The organism is Alkalibaculum bacchi (assembly GCF_003317055.1).
GTDB lineage: Bacteria > Bacillota > Clostridia > Eubacteriales > Alkalibacteraceae > Alkalibaculum > Alkalibaculum bacchi.
The window spans coordinates 47,334-69,831 of the sequence record NZ_QNRX01000016.1 but is presented as its reverse complement, the minus strand read 5'-3'; the positions used below and the strand labels follow the sequence as shown (position 1 = coordinate 69,831).

14 protein-coding genes are annotated in these 22,498 nt (G+C 35.2%); all 14 read left to right on the top strand.

Going from position 1 to position 22,498, the window contains the following annotated elements:
* Positions 1-65 precede the first annotated feature (65 nt).
* The 14 genes from DES36_RS11545 (at position 66) to DES36_RS11480 (ending at position 22,439) form a co-directional block, all read left to right on the top strand.
* Complete coding sequence (locus DES36_RS11545; RefSeq protein ID WP_113921361.1) at positions 66-1,019, top strand: hypothetical protein; 954 nt, start codon at positions 66-68, stop codon at positions 1,017-1,019.
* On the top strand, positions 1,012-2,193 hold the full coding sequence (locus DES36_RS11540) for a hypothetical protein (protein WP_113921360.1): 1,182 nt from the start codon (positions 1,012-1,014) through the stop codon (positions 2,191-2,193). Before DES36_RS11545 ends, DES36_RS11540 begins: the two co-directional genes overlap by 8 nt.
* A gap of 214 nt (positions 2,194-2,407) precedes the next feature.
* Positions 2,408-2,728 (top strand): single-stranded DNA-binding protein, encoded by a 321-nt coding sequence (locus tag DES36_RS11535; RefSeq protein WP_113921359.1) that lies wholly within the window; start codon positions 2,408-2,410, stop codon positions 2,726-2,728.
* A 3-nt stretch (positions 2,729-2,731) separates the two neighbouring features.
* The gene (locus tag DES36_RS11530; protein WP_113921358.1) at positions 2,732-2,947 is read left to right on the top strand and encodes a Maff2 family mobile element protein; all 216 of its coding nucleotides are present in this window, start codon (positions 2,732-2,734) and stop codon (positions 2,945-2,947) included.
* A 13-nt stretch (positions 2,948-2,960) separates the two neighbouring features.
* Positions 2,961-3,824, top strand: coding sequence for a VirB6/TrbL-like conjugal transfer protein, CD1112 family (locus tag DES36_RS11525; RefSeq protein ID WP_113921357.1), 864 nt, complete (start codon positions 2,961-2,963; stop codon positions 3,822-3,824).
* An 11-nt stretch (positions 3,825-3,835) separates the two neighbouring features.
* On the top strand, positions 3,836-4,108 hold the full coding sequence (locus DES36_RS11520) for a hypothetical protein (protein WP_113921356.1): 273 nt from the start codon (positions 3,836-3,838) through the stop codon (positions 4,106-4,108).
* Positions 4,109-4,111: 3 nt separating this feature from the next.
* Positions 4,112-4,531, top strand: coding sequence for a PrgI family protein (locus tag DES36_RS11515; RefSeq protein ID WP_146953639.1), 420 nt, complete (start codon positions 4,112-4,114; stop codon positions 4,529-4,531).
* Complete coding sequence (locus DES36_RS11510; RefSeq protein WP_479722702.1) at positions 4,509-6,857, top strand: VirB4-like conjugal transfer ATPase, CD1110 family; 2,349 nt, start codon at positions 4,509-4,511, stop codon at positions 6,855-6,857. Before DES36_RS11515 ends, DES36_RS11510 begins: the two co-directional genes overlap by 23 nt.
* Positions 6,850-9,528, top strand: coding sequence for a C40 family peptidase (locus tag DES36_RS11505; protein ID WP_113921354.1), 2,679 nt, complete (start codon positions 6,850-6,852; stop codon positions 9,526-9,528). The genes DES36_RS11510 and DES36_RS11505 overlap by 8 nt, the downstream gene beginning before the upstream one ends.
* Positions 9,529-9,542: 14 nt before the next feature.
* Positions 9,543-9,770: a conjugal transfer protein gene (locus DES36_RS11500; protein WP_113921353.1), complete on the top strand. Its 228-nt coding sequence runs from the start codon at positions 9,543-9,545 to the stop codon at positions 9,768-9,770.
* Positions 9,760-12,294 carry a leucine-rich repeat protein gene (locus tag DES36_RS11495; protein WP_113921352.1) on the top strand — a complete coding sequence of 845 codons (2,535 nt, stop codon included), beginning with the start codon at positions 9,760-9,762 and terminating at the stop codon, positions 12,292-12,294. The genes DES36_RS11500 and DES36_RS11495 overlap by 11 nt, the downstream gene beginning before the upstream one ends.
* A 79-nt stretch (positions 12,295-12,373) precedes the next feature.
* A complete protein-coding gene (locus DES36_RS11490; protein WP_113921351.1) occupies positions 12,374-14,092 on the top strand; it encodes a DNA topoisomerase 3 in 1,719 nt (572 codons plus the stop codon).
* A gap of 17 nt (positions 14,093-14,109) precedes the next feature.
* Entirely contained in the window at positions 14,110-21,717 is a 7,608-nt protein-coding gene (locus tag DES36_RS11485; protein ID WP_113921350.1) for a helicase-related protein, read from the top strand.
* 41 nt (positions 21,718-21,758) lie between these two features.
* Complete coding sequence (locus DES36_RS11480; protein ID WP_113921349.1) at positions 21,759-22,439, top strand: DNA-binding protein; 681 nt, start codon at positions 21,759-21,761, stop codon at positions 22,437-22,439.
* Positions 22,440-22,498: the final 59 nt, after the last annotated feature.

Genomic DNA, 22,498 nt, shown 5'->3' with positions numbered 1-22,498 from the left:
TTTAAATTATATAATTAATGTAATTAGTGCGGATAAATCAATGAAAATATTGGGAGGTATAGTATATGATTGTGAGAGTTTTTGACATTAGTGATAAGGTGACAGTGAATGATATTGATGATTCTAAAAAGCAGAATATTTTAAAAATTTTTAGTGAATTAACAAAAGAAACTCACTTGATAACAAATTGTTATTTGGATACTGAATCAACGAATCATAAGTCTAGTCCTATTTATTATTTCCATACCTTCTCAGATAAAGAAAACTTTAATTATCAAAAGATAGCGGATGATTTGTTAAAAGCGGAGTGTAAATCTGATGGTACGAGGAATAGTACTATAAGGCAAGGGTTATTATTTATCAAAGCTGATCAAAGCATGATTACTATCATGAAACTTGAAAATTTAGAAGTTATTGATAAAGAAACATATGAAATTAAAAGTGAACTTGGAAAAGAAAAAGATTACTTTAAAGTCTGTAGGTTTGAAGGAAACTATGATGATATAAAGATAATTGATAAAAACAGAACTGCAGCAAAATATTGGTATCAGACTTTTTTGGGCCTGACTAGAAAGAGAACCTCTGAGGATAATACTCAAGATGTTATTGATCTAATATCAAATGATGAACTATTTGTAGAAGAGATTGTTAATAAAGAAAACTACGATGAAATTAGGAGGTTCACTGAATTTTATTTATTTGATAATAAAAAATTTGATAAATCAGATTTGTTCAATGAGCTAAATAGTAGTGGTTTGCTGGAACTAAAAAAAGAAGACGAGTTATTTTCTGACAAATCTAACAAGATAGATTCAGATTTTGATATTTATGAAAAAGCAATTAATCGTAAGTATCAAAGAAAGATTCAGACATCGCGAGAAATAACTATAGAAACTAAAAACTATCTAAATAGTATTAGAGATAATGAATTAATTTTTAATGAAAAAGATAAAACGATTAAGATAGTAATTGATGAGGAATATTTAGAATCTGTAAAGGAGAAGTTAGAAAATGAATAAACCATTCGATTGGAAAAATACTTCTCTAAAAATTGATTCTCGAACAAGTGATGGTTCTGTTTTAATAAAGGCCTTAAATAAAGAGAGTATTGAGTTAAGGTTAGATGAATCAATACATGTATTAGAAAATCAATTTAAGCATTATATTCTTGAAGATGATTTTATAAATAATTCGAGAAACTTGCCTTTAATTATTAGGAAGTACTCTAAAAAGGATTATGAAGATACAATCAGAATTTATGATGAAGAACTTAGTGGTTTTAAATCTTTAAAGGTTGAGTCATCGGATAAAAAAATTTATGAAGAGATTATAAAAGAAAACATTATTGATGCGGATATACGAGAGTTTCCAATATCTATAAACACATTGGAGAAAGTATTAGATAAGGATAGTAGAAAATCAAGCTTAATTTTGGATATATTTATTTTGATTTCTATAGCCAACAAAAGTAAATTTAATGCTGAAGACTATAGTTTTGAAGTTGGTGTTGATGATAAGACTTATAGAGCAACTTTGAATATTGATTCAGAATCTTTAAATTTATTTCCGATTTATGATTGGATTATTAATAATGAAGAGTATAAGGAATCATATAATGTTAAGCTACATGTTGTTAGACAAGTTATAATAAATAAGCAAAACATGCTAGATGTAAAGGGTCTTCTTGAAGACTCAAAGTTAGCTTACAGGAGAATCATATCTAAAAAAACGAATGAGTATTTTGAACAATTAAATCAATTAAAAGATGACTTTTTAATTTTATCTCAAAATGAAAACAGTACCTTGCGAACATTGAATTTAACTTTTTTTGCTTGGCTGGGGTCTTTAGGGTTAGAATTATTTAATATCATTAAGGACTATACTGGCACAGATATTCTTCAATATGTTTTCTTTTCTACAGGAGCGAAAAAGGGCATAGTAGTTTTGGTGTTTATTATTGCTCTAATTGCTTTATTTGTATCATATACTATAGAAATGAAATCTCTCGAGGAAACATATGAAGTAATAAAAAGAATATATAAGGATAAAATTTTGTTTGAAACAGAAAATGATGATGAAAACAAGTTCGAGAAGATAATAAAAAAGCCCAAAATAGGAATACTTCATATAGTGATTTTTTCTTTAATCTTTGGAATTCTTTTACTGAGATTCTTAAAAACTTTTCCATGGTAATAAAACCAAACTTTTAATTGTGCATAATAAATAGGTTTAAAGACGGTAAATAATATCGTCTTTTTTTGTACCCAAAATCAGGAGGTAAAGATGAATCGGATAAGAAGTCCTACTTATTAGGCGAAGAAAACTAAATAGCACTTATAAAGCGATTGGAAAAGTAATAGATCCAGTCGCTTTTTTTATTTCATGAAAAGGAGAACTAGAAAAAATTATGGAAAGAGAAATGTTAAATATTAACGCTAATCTTGTTAAAGAACCTAATTTTACAAGCTTTGAAAGAGAAGGTGAAGAAGTTCAGGTCGTTAATTTTACATTGGTTAAGAAGTATGGCAAGGGCAAGGAGTATATCAATTGCTCAGCCTATGGAGAAAAGACAGAAGTGGCTAAAGATTTCGAAAAAGGAGACTTAATTCACGTCTTTGGCTACTTCAAGGATAGAGAATATAACGGAAAAACATATAAGAATTTCGTAGTGAAGTCTTATAACAAAATTGAAAAGAAAGATAATGAAGAAATTTCTGAGGAGGAATAAATAATGGAATTTTTTACACAAGCAGTAGATGTATTAAAGATTTTAGTAATGGCACTTGGTGCTGGTTTAGGTGCATGGGGCGTTATTAACTTGATGGAAGGTTATGGTAATGATAACCCTGGTGCAAAATCTCAAGGTATTAAACAGCTTATGGCTGGTGGAGGTATCGTTTTAATCGGTCTAAAACTAATCCCACTATTAGCTGGCTTATTGCAATAAGGAGTGAAAAAGCATGTTTGGAATTTTCGATAAGATAACAGAGTTCTTTAAAGAGCTTTTAATCGGAGGTATCCAAACAAACCTTGAAGATATGTTCATTGACATCAATGACAAGGTGGGAACAATAGCAACAGATGTAGGACAGACGCCAATGGGCTGGAATAGTGATGTGTTTTCTTTTATCAAGAGCATAAATGATTCCGTCATTATTCCCATTGCTGGCCTAGTTATTACAGCCATACTTTGTATTGAACTCATAAATGTAGTCATGCAAAGAAATAATATGCATGATACGGATACTTTTGAGTTTTTTAAGTATGTAATCAAAATGTGGATTGCTGTATGGCTTGTGTCCCATGCCTTTGAATTTTCAATGGCCGTCTTTGATGTGGCTCAAAATCTGGTGCAAAAAGCGGCAGGGGTAATTAATACCTCTGCTACTGTCTCACCAGATGAAATTCTTGCGATGGTCGATACTCTAAAAGAAAAAGAGATAGGAGAACTGCTCATGATTCTTGTAGAGACGTCTCTTGTAAAGATAGCTATCCAAGTTGTTTCACTAGTTATTATGCTAGTCGTATATGGAAGAATGTTTGAAATATACGTCTATGCTTCGGTTTCTGCTATTCCTTTTGCAACGATGGGAAATAGAGAGTGGGGACAGATTGGAAGCAATTATATCAAAGGTTTATTTGCCTTAGGGCTTCAAGGTTTGTTTTTAATGGTATGCCTTGGTATTTACGCGGTATTAATAAAAACGATTCAAATAGAAAATATTCATCAGGGGATCTTTAGTGTCTTAGGTTATTCCTTACTACTAGGTCTTATGATGTTAAAGAGTGGAACACTTGCCAAGAGTGTTATGAATTCACATTAGGAGGAAGATAGATGACAAAGAAAAAGGTAGTAGTTGGTTTGGGTATACTGGCAGGCGTAGCAGGCATTGTTGCTTGTGAGTTCAAGAAAAAAGAAAGATTAAATAGGCTTGAAGATGCTTTATCAGGACTTGTTTTTACGCAAGAGTCCATGCTTTGCTATCAGGCAGAGAAGAATGAAGATTATGAAGACAGACTAAATGGCTTAGTTGAAGAAGTAGGAAGTGTTTATGAACACTTTGAATATATGAAACAAAATGAAGAAAAATTACAAAATGGGAGGTAAGCAATGGCCTATGTACCAATCCCTAAAGATTTAAATAGGGTTAAAACAAAAGTCGCCTTTAACCTAACTAGAAGACAGTTAATAGGCTTTTCACTGGCTGGGCTTGTGGGCTTTCCTGTATATCTATTTGTTAGAAACTATGTTCCAAATGATGTTGCAGTAATCATTATGATTGTGGCCACGTTACCCATCTTTTTTATAACCATGTTTGAGAAAGACGGGCTTAGGTTCGAGCAGTACTTTAAATATATTTACGAGCACAAGTTTTACCAGCCAAGTAAACGACTAAGGAAGGAGGTTTTACGAGGTGGACAAAAGACGAAAACACCAAGAGCAAAAACTCAAGCAAAGGCAAGAGGCTCTAAAAGATCAAAAAAGAAACCTGAGACAAATAAAAGGAATACCAGAGAAAAAGAAAAGTAAGGGAAGTTTTCTCGACCTTTTATTCAACAAGGAAAAGAAGCGATATACCGTAGAAGATACTATTCCCTATTTACGAATGATGAAAAATGGTATCTGTCAGGTAGATGAGAAAAGATATAACAAGACAATAGCCTTTCAAGACATTAATTATCAGTTGGCATTGGAAGAAGATAGAGATTTAATCTTTAACCAATTTGCCAACTTTTTAAATTCCTTTGATCCCAGTGTGTCTATTCAATTCTCTTATGTAAATCAATTAGGTAGAAACCAAGAAATGGAAGATGCCATTAAGATTCCAGACAAGGGAGATGATTATGATGAAATAAGGCTTGAATTTAGGACAATGCTAAAATCACAACTGGCTAAGGGAAATAACGGATTAAAGAAATCAAAGTATATTACCTTTACAGTAGAAGCAGATAAACTTGAACAAGCCACGGCCATGCTAGGAAGACTAGAAATAGATATTTTATCTAATTTTAAGAGTATGGGTGTAAGAGCGGAATCGCTTAATGGTGAGGAAAGGCTTAAGCTACTCCACAATATGCTTAATCCTGACAAGAAGTTTGATTTTTCGTATAAAGATTTAAAAGCGAGGGAATCAACAAAAAGCCATATCACGCCAGATGAATTTAACTTTGCCCCTAGTAAGTATTTTAAGTTTGGTAGATATATAGGGGCTATAAACCATTTTCAGATTCTTGCCAGCGAGCTGTCAGACCGAATGTTGGCTGAATTTTTAGATATTGAGGATAACATCAACATCTCATTTCACATTCAAGCTATCGACCAGTCTGAAGCAATTAAAATGGTAAAAAGGATCAATACCGATATCGATAAAATGCGTATTGAAGAAAACAAAAAAGCGGTCCGTAGTGGTTATGATATGGATATTTTGCCATCAGACTTAATTACCTATGGTGAAGAAGCAAAAATACTACTAAAAGATCTGCAGACAAGAGACGAAAGGTTATTTCTAGTAACCATTGTCTATATGAACTTTGCAAGGACAATTCAAAAATTAGATACAACCATTGCTCAAATCAGTTCAATAGCTAATAAACATAACTGCAAATTAAAGAGATTGGACTACCAACAAGAGCGAGGGCTAGTAAGTGTACTTCCACTAGGGGTTAATCAAATTGAAATTGATAGGTATCTTATGAGTTCTTCAACGGCCGTATTTATTCCCTTTACAACAGAAGAGCTATTCATCGATTCTAAAAATAGCTTGTACTATGGTCTAAACGCCCTTAGTCACAACTTGATAATGGCAGACAGAAAACTATTAAAAAATCCAAATGGCCTGATATTAGGTACACCTGGTTCTGGTAAGTCCTTCTCTGCTAAAAGAGAGATGGCCAATGCTATTTTAGTTACCGATGATGATGTGATTATCTGTGACCCAGAAGGAGAGTATGGCAATCTAGTAGAACAATTTAATGGTGAAGTGATTAAGATTTCATCAAAATCGAAAGATTATCTCAACCCTTTAGATATCAATATGAACTATGGCGATGGTGATGCTCCATTGAAGGATAAGGCAAACTTCATCATGTCTCTTTTAGAGCTGGTTGTTGGAGGAAGTGGCTTAACGGCCGCAGAAAAGTCCGTTATTGATAGGTGTTTACCTAAAATCTATGAGGGCTATTTTGCTGACCCGAAACCAGAGAATATGCCAATACTTCAAGACTTGTACGATATGTTAAGAAATCAGGAAGAAGCTGTTGGTAGAAAACTAGCCACAGAGATGGAAATCTATGTTACTGGATCTCTTAACGTATTTAATAATCACTCGAATGTTGACTTAAATAAACAGCTACTTTGCTTTGACATTAAGGAGCTAGGAACTCAGCTTAAAAAGATAGGTATGCTGGTCATCCAAGACCAAGTATGGAATAAGGTTTCACTCAATAGAGGAAGCAGGGCTACCAGATACTACATTGATGAATTTCACTTACTTCTAAAGGAAGAACAAACTGCCCAATATTCAGTAGAAATCTGGAAGAGATTTAGAAAATGGGGAGGAATTCCTACTGGTATAACACAAAACGTTAAGGACTTACTTGCTAGTCAAGAAATAGAAAATATCTTTGATAACACCGATTTTGTTCTTATGCTTAACCAAGCTCCAGGAGACAGAGATATCCTGGCAAGCAAACTTAAAATTTCATCACCTCAGCTTAGATATGTCACCAATTCCAATGCTGGTGAGGGATTACTTTTCTTTGGAAATACCATTGTTCCATTTGTGGACAAATTCCCGAAAGATACGATTCTTTATCAGAAGATGACAACTAAACCTGAAGAGGTTAAAGATGAGTAAGAAAAGGAAAAAGAGTTTTGATGAAAAGTTGAGGTTAAGTAAGGAAAAGCAAAATCAAGATGGCAGTAAAGTTGTAATTGAAGATTCGAAGCTAAAGCATGGAGACGATTATCGTGGAAAGATTATTCGAGATAACGAGCGTTTCCAAGATAAGTTTCAAGAAAGAAAAAGTAAAAGATATGATTTGGAAAAGGAAGATAAAGGAGGGAAATCAAGCAATCGAAGATATAAGTTAGCAGAAGAAAAAGTCCAACATCAAGAAGAAATTCAGAGTACGAATCATGAGATTAATGGGACGCCCACGGAAGTTAAGGCAGAAGAAATTGGCTTATCTCATGAAGGAGAAGCTAACAGAGAAATAATCGCAAGGCCAAATCAAAATACCAATATTAAGCTAAAAACAGACTCTCACAGAGAAACCAGGGAGTCTGTTTTTTATTCTGCTAATACTCAAAATCCTGATTCTAAAATTAATTATAAGGCTTCCAAAAAAGCTCAGCTTAGAAAACAAGCAGAAATTTTCCGAAAAGAGGAAAAGTTAGCAGAAAAGGCTAGTCAAGAAAGTGAGGTGTATGATCCACTAGCCAAGGACACAGATAATGATGGTATTCCTGATAGGTATGACAATAACTTTAAGGATAGTGATTATTTTAAATCAACCTATGATGTAGAAGATCCAAAAAGAGAAGAACAAGTCCATCAACAAGAAAACTATTCTCAAGCTAGTACAAAAACGCAAAATAGAAAGATTGGAAAGGACTTTCGAAAACAGCAAGCTGACTTTAAAAACAGGAATTTTGAGGAAAACAAGTATGATCCACTAGAAAGAGATACGGATAGTGATGGCATAGCAGATAGGTTTGACCATGACTTCAAGGACAGCAGGTACTTTGAATCAACTTTTGATGTAGAAGATCAAGAGCTAGAAGCTAGAAACCTTAAAGAAGTAAAGCTCAAACTTAAAGAAAAGCAAAAGCAAAAATATGCTGATGAATTTAGGAAGAAGCAAGCAGGTAAAGAGCTTCATCAAGAAGGAAGTAAGAAGAAAAATTATACCAATGAAGGATTTACCAGAAATAGAGGAAAGGAAGATAAAGGACATCCTTCAAAAGAAGCAGTTCCTAATAGCAAAGAGAAGAAAGAAAGAGTAAAAAATCTTGCTAAATCAGGCCTTAAAAAGGCAGCGGTAGCATCTGGTTTATTAATAGGTGCTGAAAAGAGCCAAGATGTAGCAAAAGCATATCTTAGTTCAGGAAGCGAAGACAATGTAGGTGTTGAAGGAGCTGAAAAGACTTTAGAAGCAAATTCAAAACTTGTTCATAAAGCACAAAAGTCTTTTAACAAAAGAAAATCGAAAGAGGCCTATTCCCTATCTGAAAATGAATACAAGTTAAAGGAAAAAAAGTCGAAGCTTGATTTTCGAGATGAGATAGAAAAGGCTAAGGAAACAGCGGAGTATAAAAAGAGCAAAGCCTATAAAAAGTTTCAAAAAAGAAAGCAAAAGAAGTCTTCTATCCAAGAAAAGAAACATACAAAAATTATCGACAGGATAAAGAAAAGCTTCAAAGACCTAAGCATAAGTGCAAAAAATTTCATTGTAAGGAAATCGAGGATAGCAATCTTGGCTATTCTAGCGGTAATCATCATTGGAACATTTTTTATTAACTTTGGTGGTTCGAGCATGTCTTTGATGATGAACACAGCTAGCTCAACCCTATCAACGACTTATCTTTCAGACCAAGGTGTATTAAGTGAAGTTAATCAAGTATTCACTTCAATGGAGCAAGAACTTCAAGACGAGCTTTCAAGTCTAGAAGATTATTATCCTGGCTATGATGAATATATTGTTAATAAAGATGGGGAAATTTACCATAATACTCATGAATTACTGGCCTATATTACTTCAAGATATGGGGCTGTTGAAAAAGTTTCCGATGTGAAAAATGCTCTTTATGAACTCTTCAAGGAGATGTATCAAGTTAGTTATCAAACTGAAGAAGAAACAAGGTATAGGACAGAAACTAAAACCATTATCAATGAAAACGGTCAGGAAGAAACCATTCAAGTCCAAGTTCCTTATGTGCATAAGAAGCTTATCGTAAACCTTAAGACAAGGACAATGGATAGTGTTGTTCGAGAAATATTTGCAGAGTATCCAGACAATATCACTCATTATGAAGCACTTGTGGCAAATCAGGGTAACATGGGTGATTACTTTGGAAGTGGGGCAGGCGATTTGTCTGAAATTGTCTTTAATCCAGATTTTGGAAATCCTGGCATAGCATTTGATGATGCAACGACGAAAAAGCTCTTTAATGAAGCTGAAAAACATATTGGCAAGCGTTATGTATTTGGAGCAAATGGTCCGAGTAACTTTGACTGTTCAAGCTTTGTTTGCTGGAGCTATACCCATTCAGGTGTTCGAAATATGCCAAGAACAACGGCCTATCGAATTTTTACAGATTATTGCAACCCTGTAAGTCCAAGTGAAGCAAGAGCAGGAGATATTATTTTCTTCCATGGAACATATAACAGTGGAACGCCAATATCTCACGTAGGAATTTATGCAGGGAATGGAATGATGCTTCATGCTGGAGATCCAATACAGTATACAAGCATTAACACAAACTACTGGAAGAGTCATTTTTACAGTTTTGGAAGATTAAGATAGAAAGGATAAAACATGTGAGCAGAAGATTAAATACAGTAAATAACAAAATAAATAAGTTAAATGAGAAGAAAGCCCTACTCGAAGAAGAGTTAGGGCTTTTGCTTTTAGAAAAAGAAGAATTAGAAGAACAGGAAATTATAGCTGTTTGTAAGAAAAACAATATCACTCTAGAAGAGCTGATGCGAAAAGTAAATGAAGAAAAACAAAGAAAAATGAAGGAGAAAAAAGAAAATGAAGAATAGTACAAAAAGATTTGTGGCACTCCTGCTTTTATTAGTTGGTCTTGTGGGTTATTTAGGCGGAGCTGGAGAGATTGTAATGGCAGAAGAAAGTGCATGGACAAAAGAGGACTTTTTATATAGTAACGACACAACAATCATTGCCTTTTCAGAGCAAGGAATGGAAAAAAGCAAAACAATGAAGACCTTAAGCTTTCCTGAAGGTGTAGTGACAATTAATGGAAACTACTCCTTAAGTCATCAAGATGACCCTAGGCGTTTTGAAAGGGAATTTGGTAGAGGAAAAGAGTGGGATAAGATTATAATCCCTGACAGCGTGGAAAATCTAGGCTATGCTGTATTTCTTGAGGCTAGAACAAAAGAAGTCCAGTTATCCAAAAATCTAAAAAGTCTTGGCGGTCTTGCGTTTTTCAACAACGGCTTACAAGAAGTTACTCTCCCCCATGGCTTAGAGGTTATTAATCACAATGCTTTTGAAAGAAATAAGTTAGAAACAATTATTATTCCTGAAACCGTCAATTTTATTGACCAATATGCATTTACAAATAACAATCTTCATACGATTAAAATTTTAGGTGAACCTAGGATTTCTGAAAAAGGAATATTCACTAAGCAAGTCGCTACCTATAGACCAGCTCAAAACCCTTTCTATGAGGAACACTTTGGCTACAATGGGAGCTTTCAAGTAGATAACCTTCCCGAAGAACTAAGCTATGAGAATGGAGAGTTTTCTTTCAAGAGCGATGATGTGGATATGGTAACTTTTGATTTTAGCCTTGCTAATACTTCCTATGAAGGCAGTATGACCATTGTAAATTCTCATAAATATAGTCAAGGTGTTCAAGTTAAGCCAGAAACAACAGAAGCGGATACTCAAACGGATAATAAGGAAACCACGGATGTAGGCACTCAAACCGATGATAAAGAGATGACAGAAGCTGGAACACAAACAGACACTCCTGACACTAGCGAGCAAGCAACGCAAACCAAAGTTGATGTTCTTGTAAAGTACGTCTTAGAGGATGGGACAGTTTATAAAGAAGACAAGGTTAGTGCTGATGTAGTTGCGATTCTTGATTCTGGTGACTTACCAATGCTCTCAAATGATATGAAGTTTATAGATGACTTCTTGTTCTATGAAGTTAAAGAAAGAGACAATGTTATCGAGAGGAAGGTTGCTAAGCTTGTTCAAGATAAAGAGCCTGAAATTGATGATAAAGAACAACAAGTAGAAGATGGTAAAAAAGAAGATACTAGCACTCAAACAGATTTAACGAAAGAAGATCTTGCGGAACTTGAAGATAAATCTAATCAACTGGCTAAGGAAGTAGAAAAATTAAAAGAGACTCTCATTAAATCAGAAGAAGTATCTAAAGAGCAAAAGGAAAAGATTGAACTATTAGAAAAAGAAAAGGCTGACTTTAAGCAGGAATTAGATGAAGCTAAAAAGCAATCTGAAGAAGCAAGCAAAAAAGAAGAGACTGATGAGAACAAGGCTTGCCTTGAACAAGTAAAAGCATTAGAGGAAAAGCTTGCTGGAATTGACAAGACTTTGCAAGAGACAAATAAGATTATTAAAGAAAATCAATTATCTTCAAGTCAAGTAAATACGACCCAAGCAAAAGAAACCCCTAAAGTAGTTACGAAACAACAAAACCATACGGCAGAAAATACTAGCCCTGTTAAATCTACAGGTTCTACAACACAATCCGTAATAAAGGAAAATCCAAATACTGGAGTTAAAGAGATTGAAAAACCAAAGAGTACCTTGCTTGAGAATTCAGGTGAAAATACTCAGGTAAAGAACCCTAATGGCGAGACTCAAGAGACTCCTGTTAATCAAATGCAAGAAAAGGATACTGAAATCAGATATCCAAATAAATTGACACCTAAACAACCAGCTAATGGCACTTCAAATGATATGAATGGGAATAATCAATCAGTGAATACGAATAAAGGCGTGGCAAGCGATCCGTCCAAGGCAAGGGCTACTATAACAGAAAATGTAGACAATGCTAATAATGATTTCCCGATTCATAATGGAATAGTCGAAGAAGGGACAGAAGCTAATGAAGGCCTTCCATACTATTCAGCAGACGCAAGGCAGTTTATAACCTTCATGACTAAGAACGGCAAAACATTCCATCTAATTATTAATCATGATGAGACACAAGAAAATGTAATGCTCTTAACAGAGGTATCAGAAGATGACTTGCTTAACATGGTAGAAACGAAAGAAGAACCAAAAAAGGAAGAACCTGTGAAAATTGAGGAGCCAGAGCCAGTTGTTGAAGAACCTGTGAAGGAGGAAGAATCTAGCAATGCTGGAACATATCTTCTAGTTGGTCTTGTTATCGCTGGTGTATTGGGTGCTGGCTACTATTTCAAGGTAGTTAAGGCAAACGAAAATGAAGAGCTAGCAGGTTTTGAAGAAGATGATGACTATTATTCGGAAGCAGAAGATAGTTATATCGATTCAAATGACGATGACGAGGAAGAAGACATCGATAGTGAAGACTTGCTATAAGTAAAGTGAAATTCATTAGTAGTAGAGGCGAGAGCGTAATAGCTTTCGCCTTTTACTTTTTTTAGGAGGAAGATATTTAATGAAGTTAGTAATAGCAGAAAAACCAAGTGTGGGAGTTGCTCTTGCAAAAGTAATTGGAGCAAATCAAAGAAGAGACGGCTATTTTGAAGGAAATGGCTATATTGTTTCTTGGTGTGTTGGTCATTTAGTTCGCATGGCAAATCCTGATAAATATGACGAAAAATATGCTAAGTGGAAAATAGAAGATTTACCTATTTTTCCAGAAGAGTATTTATATGAACTAAATCCTAAAACGAAAAAGCAGTTTGCTCTTTTGAAAAAGCTCATGCAAGACAAAAAAGTGGATACAGTTATCAACGCTTGTGATGCTGGACGTGAAGGAGAATCTATTTTTAGATTGGTCTACCAGCAAGCAAAGTGTAAGAAGCCAATTCAAAGGCTCTGGATATCGTCAATGGAAGATCAGTCGATAAAAGAAGGCTTTCAAAACTTAAAAGATGGACGTGATTTTGAAAATCTCTTTGAGTCTGCACAGACAAGGTCTATTGCTGATTGGCTTGTTGGTATGAATTTAAGTAGGCTTTATTCTTGTCTTTACAAACAAAATTATTCGGTGGGAAGAGTTCAGACTCCAACGCTAAATATGATTGTACAGCGTGATGGCGAAATAGATAGGTTTATAAAAGAAAAATATTACACTGTTGAGATTATAGGTGATGGTATTACTCTTTCTACTGAAAGAATTGATGACTATGAAGTAGCAGACCAACTTAGAAACCTCATTGATGAAAAAATTATTATTACTGATGTAGAGAAAAAAGAGAAGGTAACTAGACCTGACAAGCCTTATGATTTAACAACTTTACAACGAGAAGCAAATAAAGTTTTTGGATATTCAGCCAAGAAGACCCTTGATATTACACAAAAGCTCTATGATAAAAAACTAGTAACTTACCCAAGAACGGATAGTCGCTATTTAACCGAGGACATGAAAGAGATGACAAAGTTACTGCTTAATCGCCTAGAAAGAGACTTTCAGTTTGATGAAAAGAGCTTTTCTTCTATCTTTGACAATTCTAAAGTGACCGACCACTACGCCATTATCCCAACTATGAGTGTAGAAATGTCTAAACTAGAAAGTCTAAGCACAGAAGAAAAGAATGTCTATGAGCTTATCAAGGCAAAACTACTTATGGCTTGTAGCAAGCCTTTAATTGAGAGCATGACAAAAGTTATCTATGAATATGATGGCTTTACTTTTACGGCTAATGGCAAAACTGTAATTGAAAATGGCTTTCGAGAATATGAAATTAAGACAAAAGAATTAAAAGAGAAGATTTTACCTAATCTTTCATCTGGAGATGAGCTTGTTGTTTTAGATGTACTTATCCAAGAAAAGTTTACGAAACCACCCCTACATTTCAATGAAGATACTTTACTAAAAGCAATGGAAAAAGCTGGAGCAGATTCTTTAGATAAAGATATTGAAGTTGAACGTATGGGACTAGGTACACCAGCGACAAGAGCAGGGATCATTGAGAATTTAATAAACAAAGGATATGTAGAAAGAGATAAGAAGAATTTGCTTGCTACCCATAAAGGTACGTCTTTAGTGGCAATTGTGGCTGATGAGTTTAAGTCAGCAGAGACCACTTCTCATTGGGAAATGAAGTTATCGGATATTGCCAGTGGAAAATTTTCTAAAGACGAGTTTATAGGAGCAATTCAGAAGACAATTCAAAAGACAATAGATTTATACGAGAAGGCAAGGAAATAATGATAGGAGGTTAATTTATGCGAGTTAATGATTTTTACAATATCATAGAAGTCATTAAGCAAGATATTTTAAGTAGCCCAGAGGAATACCTAAAGTTACTTAAAGTCATGGGAAACAATCAACGCTATGATTTCCTAAGTCAGATGACAATTTATGATAAAAATATAGAAGCGAATGCTTGTGGTAAATTTGATTTTTGGCGAAAAAGATTTAATCGAACAGTAAAGTATGGAGAAAAAGGAATCCCCATTATTGAAGATTATGGAGGATACAAAAGAGTTGACTATATTTTTGATGTAAGTCAGACCGTATCAAGAAATCGAGAAGTCAACGAAGTAAACTTATGGCAGTTTGATAAAGAAAAGTATGGTTTTATTCTAGAAGAATTAATTGAAAATGCAGGTTATGATCCTAGTGATAAGCTATCTGAAAACTTATATAATTTAACGAGAATAGTTAGCGAGGAAAGGGCATATAGTTTAGCCAATGAACTTAGGATTGATGAAGAAGATAGAAGTTCATTTGTAGCCTTTATCAACCAATCAGTAAGCTATGCTATTGCTAATAGATTTAATTTAGATTTTCCAATCAATAGCGAATTGATAGCAGATAATTACTATCATCTTGATAGCACTTCCTTCATGACTGTGGGGAATGTTCTATCAGAGCTTTCTGAAGATGTTATTGAAAAGGTGATGGTAAGAACAAGAGATTTAGAATTACAAGAAGAATTAGCGAATGCTAGAGAAACTAAGGGAGGAAGAGAAAATGTTGTTCGACGAGATAGTAATGATAGAAGACAGACAGAGCGAATTTGGGAATATGGAGACGATGGAAGAGATAGCCTTGAAAGTCAGGGAGAAAACCCTGGACAAGCTGGAGGAAGAGAAGGAGTTTATGGAAACTTATCCGAATCCGACTTACGCCATCATGAGGCTGGACTATCTAGTAGAGACGGAGAGTCAGAGTCTGTTCGAGATGTTGCTGGATCTTTACGAGAAGAAAGAACTGGTGAGTCATTTGATGCAGATACAGAGCGAAGCGATTCAGATGATACGAGACGAGAAACCCAAGATGATGGAAGCTTGGAAGATAGAGGACGAGAACTCCAAGGAGATGAAGACTATGATGTCGGCCTTGAAGGAGATAGTCATCAAGGAAGTAGTGGAAGTTTAGAAGAGAATAGTCAAGACTTAGAAGAAGCCGAAGAGGCTTCTTTTTTCTATTCAAAGAACGAGCCAAGCATTTTAATGACGGAAGAAATGCTTGAAAGAGTACCAAAAATATATGAGCAAGATGGAGTCCCCTTAGCAGACAAGGAAGTTCATGCGGCCTATTTTATTCCTTTTAGGTCAAATTGGACTTGGTACATGACAGAGTTTGATCCAGAAACAAGGGATGCTTATGGCCTTGTATTAGGCTATGAACCTGAATGGGGATATTTTAATCTTGATGAGTTAGAGGAGTTGCAGGCACAAAGACTTATTTTAGAAGATTTTCCTAAAACATTTAGAGAGCTCGCAGATACAGAATTAAGAAAGCAGTTATCAGCAGATGAGCTTAATACTGTTTTTAGGGGGCAACTTTCTTTTGAAAATGAACCTATGGAGCAAGTTTCATTATTTGATGACTTGGATTTAGAAGAAGAGTCTGACAAGAACCCTGATAGGCTGGACAATTTATTAGAAATAGGACAAACCGTCTACTATGACTATGAAGCCTACTTAGTTGAGGAAATATATACTGAGGGTAACCAAGGACACTTAAAATTAAAACCGACAAGAGAAACGAGCCACTATAATCCCCATTTAACGTTTGAAAGCAAGGATGAGCTATATGAGCTTATTACTTTAGAAAGACCAAGCTTTATTGTTGGTGATGAAGTCCGCTATAAGGATAAAGACTTTACCATAACCAACATTGATATGTCGTCAAATTTAAAAACGGTAACCATTCGTGATCATGACGAGTTTTTAGGTGGCATGATACGAGCTTCTGAAGTTCTTGTTTTTAAGAATGAAGATGATTTAAATAAAATGTTTCGACCTTTGGGAAAAGAAATATTAGAAGAACCTAAAGAGGAAGCAAGCATAGATGTAGAACAAGTTCTTGAAACGGAAAAAATACCAGCTAAAAATTATGTGTTACCAGAAGTTTCAAATGAGCTGACAAGCCTTACTCCATCAGAAAGGCTTAGCCGAAACATTGAAGCCTTGCAAGTTCTCTTTAATATTGAATCAGAAAATAGAAATGCCAGAGAAGATGAGCAAGAAGTCTTATCTGGTTATTTAGGTTGGGGTGGTCTTGCTGATGTTTTTGATGAAAATAAGAAAGGCCAATGGGAAGAAGCAAGAAATTTTCTAAAGGAAAACTTAACAGAAGAAGAATATGAAAGGGCTAAAGAAAGTACACTTACAAGTTTTTATACGCCGAAAATTGTTGTTGATAGCATATATCAAACACTGTCTGATATGGGATTTAGAAAAGGCAATATCTTAGAGCCTTCAATGGGCATAGGGAATTCTATAGGAAGCTTACCAAGTGATTTATCAGAATCAAAATTTTATGGAGTGGAGCTAGATTCCATAAGTGGGCGTATAGCCAAAAAGCTTTATCCAGAAAGCGATATTCAAATTAAAGGCTTGGAAGGAACAGACTTTTCAAATAACTTCTTTGATATAGCAATAGGAAATGTTCCCTTTGGCGACTACAAGGTTAATGACCGAGACTATAACCGAAATAATTTTCTAATTCATGACTATTTCTTTGCTAAGTCCATTGATAAGGTTCGTAATGGTGGAATTATTGCCTATGTTACTTCCTCGGGAACAATGGATAAAAAGGATGAGAGCGTAAGACGATATTTAGGAGCAAGGGCTGAGTTTTTAGGGGCAATAAGACTTCCTAATAACACTTTTAAAGGTGAAGCTGGTACAGAAGTTACTTCCGACATTATCTTCTTAAAGAAAAGAGACTCAATTCTTGATCGAGATGATGACTGGATTCATTTGGCAGAGGACGAAAATGGTCTTAGCTATAATAAGTATTTTGTAGACCATCCTGAAATGGTGCTAGGTCAGATGGTTGAAACTAGTGGTCGATTTGGCAATGAGATTAATTGTATAGCAGAAGAGGAAGATTTAGCCACTCTACTAAGAAAAGCTAGTAAGGAAATATCATTAAACAATAGCTATGAAGAAATTGAGCTATTAGATGATGAACTAGATACAATCCCTGCAACAGATGATGTAAAAAACTTTTCCTATACTGTTATTAATGATGAAGTCTATTATCGAGATAACTCTGTTCTTATTCACAAGGAAGTATCAGAGTCTAACAAAGAAAAAATAAAAGATTATCTTGCTATTAATGAGGCTTTGAAAGAAGTCATCTATAGGCAAAAAGAAGATTTTTCAGATAGCGAAGTAAAAGAAGCCCAAGAAAGATTAAATGAAGTCTATGATGCCTTTTCAAAAAAACATTGTTTTATTAATAGTCTTTCCAATACAAGAGCCTTAAGAGAAGATAGTAACTTCCCTTTGGTATCTTCAATCGAAATTTTAGATGATGAAGACCAGTTTAAGGAAAAGGGTGATATTTTTTCAAAAAGAACCATCACCAAAGCAAAGGTTGTTGACCATGTAGACACATCTTTAGAAGCCTTAGTCTTATCTGTTTCAGAAAAAGGAATGGTCAACTTCCCTTATATGGAGGACTTAACAGGTAAGGATAGAGGAACTTTGATTGAAGAATTGCAAGGTGAGATATACCTAAATCTAGATGAGAAACCAAATGTAAATACATCTTTTTCAATCAATATTGAAGATGGAGACCTGCCTTTTGCATCGGCTAATAATAGTGACTCCTACAAGTATCGCTATGTAACAGCTGATGAGTATCTAAGTGGGGATATCCGTGAAAAACTAGAGAGTTTAAATAGTCACATTGAAAGGATTCATTATGAATTAAGTCACAATGAGCGAAATAGGGTTGCTATCTCGGCAGACTATACTATTTACTCAGAAGATGAGAAAAAGCTTCTACAAGGCGAATTAGAGCGTCTGAACTACCAAAGAGAACGTCTACAAGAGGTTATGCCTGAAAGATTAACAGCTAGTGAAATTAACGTTAGATTAGGGGCAACTTGGATTCCTGCAAAAGACGTAGAAGCCTTTATTTTTGAAACTTTAAAGACACCCAGCTTTGCAAAGTGGGATATTAACGTCAAATTCTCCCCGCTGACTAGCGAATGGAACATCGAAGGTAAGAGTGTAGATAAGTTTAATGACCTAGCGAATATGACTTATGGAACTTCCAGAGTAAACGCCTATAAACTTATTGAAAATTCCTTAAATTTGAAAGATACAAAAGTATTTGATCGTGTAACAGATGATGAAGGTAGGACAACATCGGTCTTAAATAAAAAAGAGACCATGCTTGCCAGTCAAAAGCAGGAGCTTATAAAGGAGAAGTTTAAGGATTGGATTTTTGAAGAGCCTAACCGAAGGCATAGGCTAGAAAATATTTATAATGAACGCTTTAACTCTGTTAGAAACCGAGAATATGATGGGTCGAACTTAAGCTTTGAGGGCATGAATACGGAAATTGAATTAAGACCACACCAAAAGAATGCAATAGCCAGAACCTTGTATGGTGGAAATACCCTACTTGCCCATGTAGTTGGAGCTGGCAAAACTTATGAGATGGTCGCTTCTGCTATGGAGTCAAAGAGGTTGGGTATGTGTACGAAATCATTATTTGTAGTACCAAACCATATTACAGGCCAGATTGGACGTGAGTTCATGCAACTCTATCCTTCGGCCAATATCATGGTAGCAGATAAAAAAGATTTTCAACCTAAAAATCGAAAAAGGTTTATAGGTAAGATTGCTACAGGTGAGTATGATGCCGTTATTATTGGGCATAGCCAATTTGAAAAGATTCCCATGAGTAAAGAGTACCAAGAAAAGCATATCAAGGAGCAGATTAACGATATCGTTCATTTTATTTCTGAATATAAGTATGACCGAAATCAAAACTTTACGGTTAAACAGTTACAAAAGACAAAGAAAAAGCTGGAGACAAGACTTGCAAAGCTGAATGACGACTTTAAAAAAGATGATGTGATTACCTTTGAAGAGCTAGGAGTTGATAGATTATTTATAGATGAGGCTCATAACTACAAGAACTTATTTTTGCATACTAAAATGAGAAATGTTGCAGGTATTGGCCAGTCAGAAGCCTTTAAGTCTTCGGATATGTATATGAAGTGCAGATACATGGACGAAATGACGGACGGCAAGGGGGTCATATTTGCGACAGGAACGCCTGTATCTAATTCTATGACGGAGCTTTATACCATGCAAAGATATCTCCAGTATGATGACCTTAAAAAGCAAGGTCTTGAACACTTTGACTCATGGGCATCAACATTTGGAGAAACGCAAACGGCCATGGAATTAAGTCCTGAAGGTACTGGCTATCGAGTGAAGACTCGTTTTTCTAAGTTTTATAATCTGCCAGAACTTATGAGTATGTTTAGAGAAGTAGCTGATATTCAAACGGCTGATATGCTTAATCTTCCAACGCCACAAGCGGAATATCATGTAATTAAGACTATGCCAAGTGAAGAACAAAAGGAAATCTTGCAAGGCCTTGCTGAAAGAGCAGATAAGGTAAGAAATAATCAGGTCGAACCTACTGTAGATAATATGCTTAATATAACCAATGATGGCAAAAAGCTTGCCTTAGATCAGAGGCTAATTAATCCCCTGCTACCTGATAATCCTGAAAGTAAGGTCAATACTTGTATCAAGAATGTATTCAGCATTTGGGAAGCTTCATCAGAAAGGAACTCAACACAACTTATATTCTCGGATATGTCGACACCAAAAGGTGACGGTGAGTTTAATGTCTATGATGATATACGAGATAAGCTTGTAGAGATGGGAATCCCTAAAAAGGAAATTGCCTTTATCCATGAGGCCAATACTGATAAGCAAAAAGAAGAACTCTTTGCCAAGGTGCGTAAGGGCGAAGTGAGAATCCTTATGGGGTCTACTCAAAAGATGGGTTCAGGGACGAATGTTCAGACCAAGTTAATAGCTCTTCATGATTTAGATGTTCCATGGAGACCAGCCGACCTAGAACAAAGAGCAGGACGTATTGTCCGCCAAGGTAATGAAAATGAGAAGGTCAATATCTTTAGGTATGTTACTGAAAATACCTTTGACAGCTATTTGTGGCAGACCATTGAGAATAAGCAAAAGTTTATTTCTCAGATCATGACTTCTAAAACACCAGTTCGAGCCGCTGAAGACGTAGACGAAAGCAGTTTGAACTATGCTGAAATCAAAGCCTTAGCAACAGGAAATCCCTTAATAAAAGAAAAGATGGAGCTGGATAATCAGGTTACGAAACTAAAAATGCTTGAAGCAAACTTTAAGTCTAATAAGTATAGCCTAGAAGACAAGGTTACCAAGACTTATCCGAAAGAAATACAAAAAACAGAGAGCTTGATTAAGAGGATGAAGAAGGACATCGGGAATGTTGAAGCTAAAGCAGAAGGTGATGAAAAATTTAATTCAATAACGATTAATGGAGAGAAGATTAAAGATAAGAAGCAGGCTGGAGAGAAGCTTTTAGAAGCAATTAAAGGCGTTCATGTTAACGAAGGCAAGGTAATTGGAGAATACCGCAACTTTGGACTTGAAGTAGCCTATAACTCCTTTGCTAACCAATACACCTTTTCTTTAAATGGTGAAGCAAAACATACTGGTGTTCTAGGAACAAGTGCAGATGGCAACCTTACAAGGCTAGATAATGTACTAGAGAAAATGCCTGAAAGGTTAGAACAACAAGAAGATAAGCTTCAAATGACCAAAGAACAACTAGCCAATGCTAAAGAAGAGCTAAAAAAGCCTTTTGAACAGGAAAGTGAATTGCAGGATAAAGTTCTTAGACTAGCAGAGTTAAATAAGTTGTTAGATATGGGTGAAGTTGAAGAATTGGAAAATCACTCTCCCCTAATAGAGGATTTAAAAAGAGCCATCATTGAGTTTTGTAATGAAGAATATGACAGCGATTACTCATATAATGAGTTTGATACTCTTTACCCTGATTTGGCTCATGTAGGTATTGCCTATACAGAAACGCCAGATGGAAGAAACTCAATCTCTTATGAGCTTAACCTGGAAGAGAAGTCCTGGTCTTTATATCTAGACGAGGACATTTTAGTTGCAACAGAAAAATTTGGAGAGAAAGGGATGACGGAAGAAGAAGCTATTGAGGCAATGATTGAGAGCGTTCATTATGCAAACTTCAGTGATTTGGTCTATATGGATTCAGAGGATCTTATGCAGGTAACTGGTTTAGCCATCAATGACGAAGGAAATCTTTACTATCCATTAGAAAAAGACTTAGATAATGATGGCATCGCTGACCGTTATGATCATGACTTTAGAGATAGCGACTACTTTGAATCTACCTATGATGTAGATGATAACTTGCACGCAAGAAGTAAGGGTGAAAAACCGTCTATATTAGGACAAATCAAGGAATATAAAGAAAGTCAGACTAAAGAAGATACTGAAAAAGAACATAAGAAAAATGACAGAGAACGTTAATGGGAGCGAAAGCTCCTTATTTTATTTAGGAGGACAACATAATGGATTATACGGAAATAAAAGAAGCAATTGAAGCAATGGCTAATGAGAATTACGAGGACTTTGTAAAGGGGCTTATCAGTTTTGAAAAAGGAATAAATGACATGGATGCTCTTGACAGTATTTATCAATCCTATATGGATAATGACACACAAGGTTTACTAAATGATGAGTTCGACTATGTCATAGACAACCTTAAAGAGCAGGGACTAATTCAAGAGGACGCAGGTGTTGAAGAAGAAAGAGATGACCTTATAAATATCGTAGGCAACATCGCTCAAGATATTGAAAGCATAGAACTCAAAAACAATCAAGGTGAATCATTTAAAGTGGTAAACTTTACTGCAGTTTCAAATAATGAACAAGGCGACAAGGTTTTTCATAACTGTTCTGCCTATGAAGATAAGGCTAAGATTCCTGAAACATTTAATAAGGGAGATTTTGTAAAGCTATTCGGGCAGGTAAGGAAAAATATTGATGAGAATCGAAAAGAGCATATAAACGTCCGTATCCTTGATTCTAAGCTCTTAAAAGCAAGAAGTAGAGGGAAAGGTCAAGAAGAGAAGAAAGAATCGATTCTAGGGGCAATTAAGAAGCATAAGAAGGACTCAACAGAGTTGCAAAAGTATGCTAAACAAGCAAAAGACTTGCTCAATGAGCCTCATACAGGAGAAGAAAGATAAGAATTTGGCGGTGTGGTCTTCGGACTGCACCGTCTTTTTTTACGGCCAAAAAGTATGCT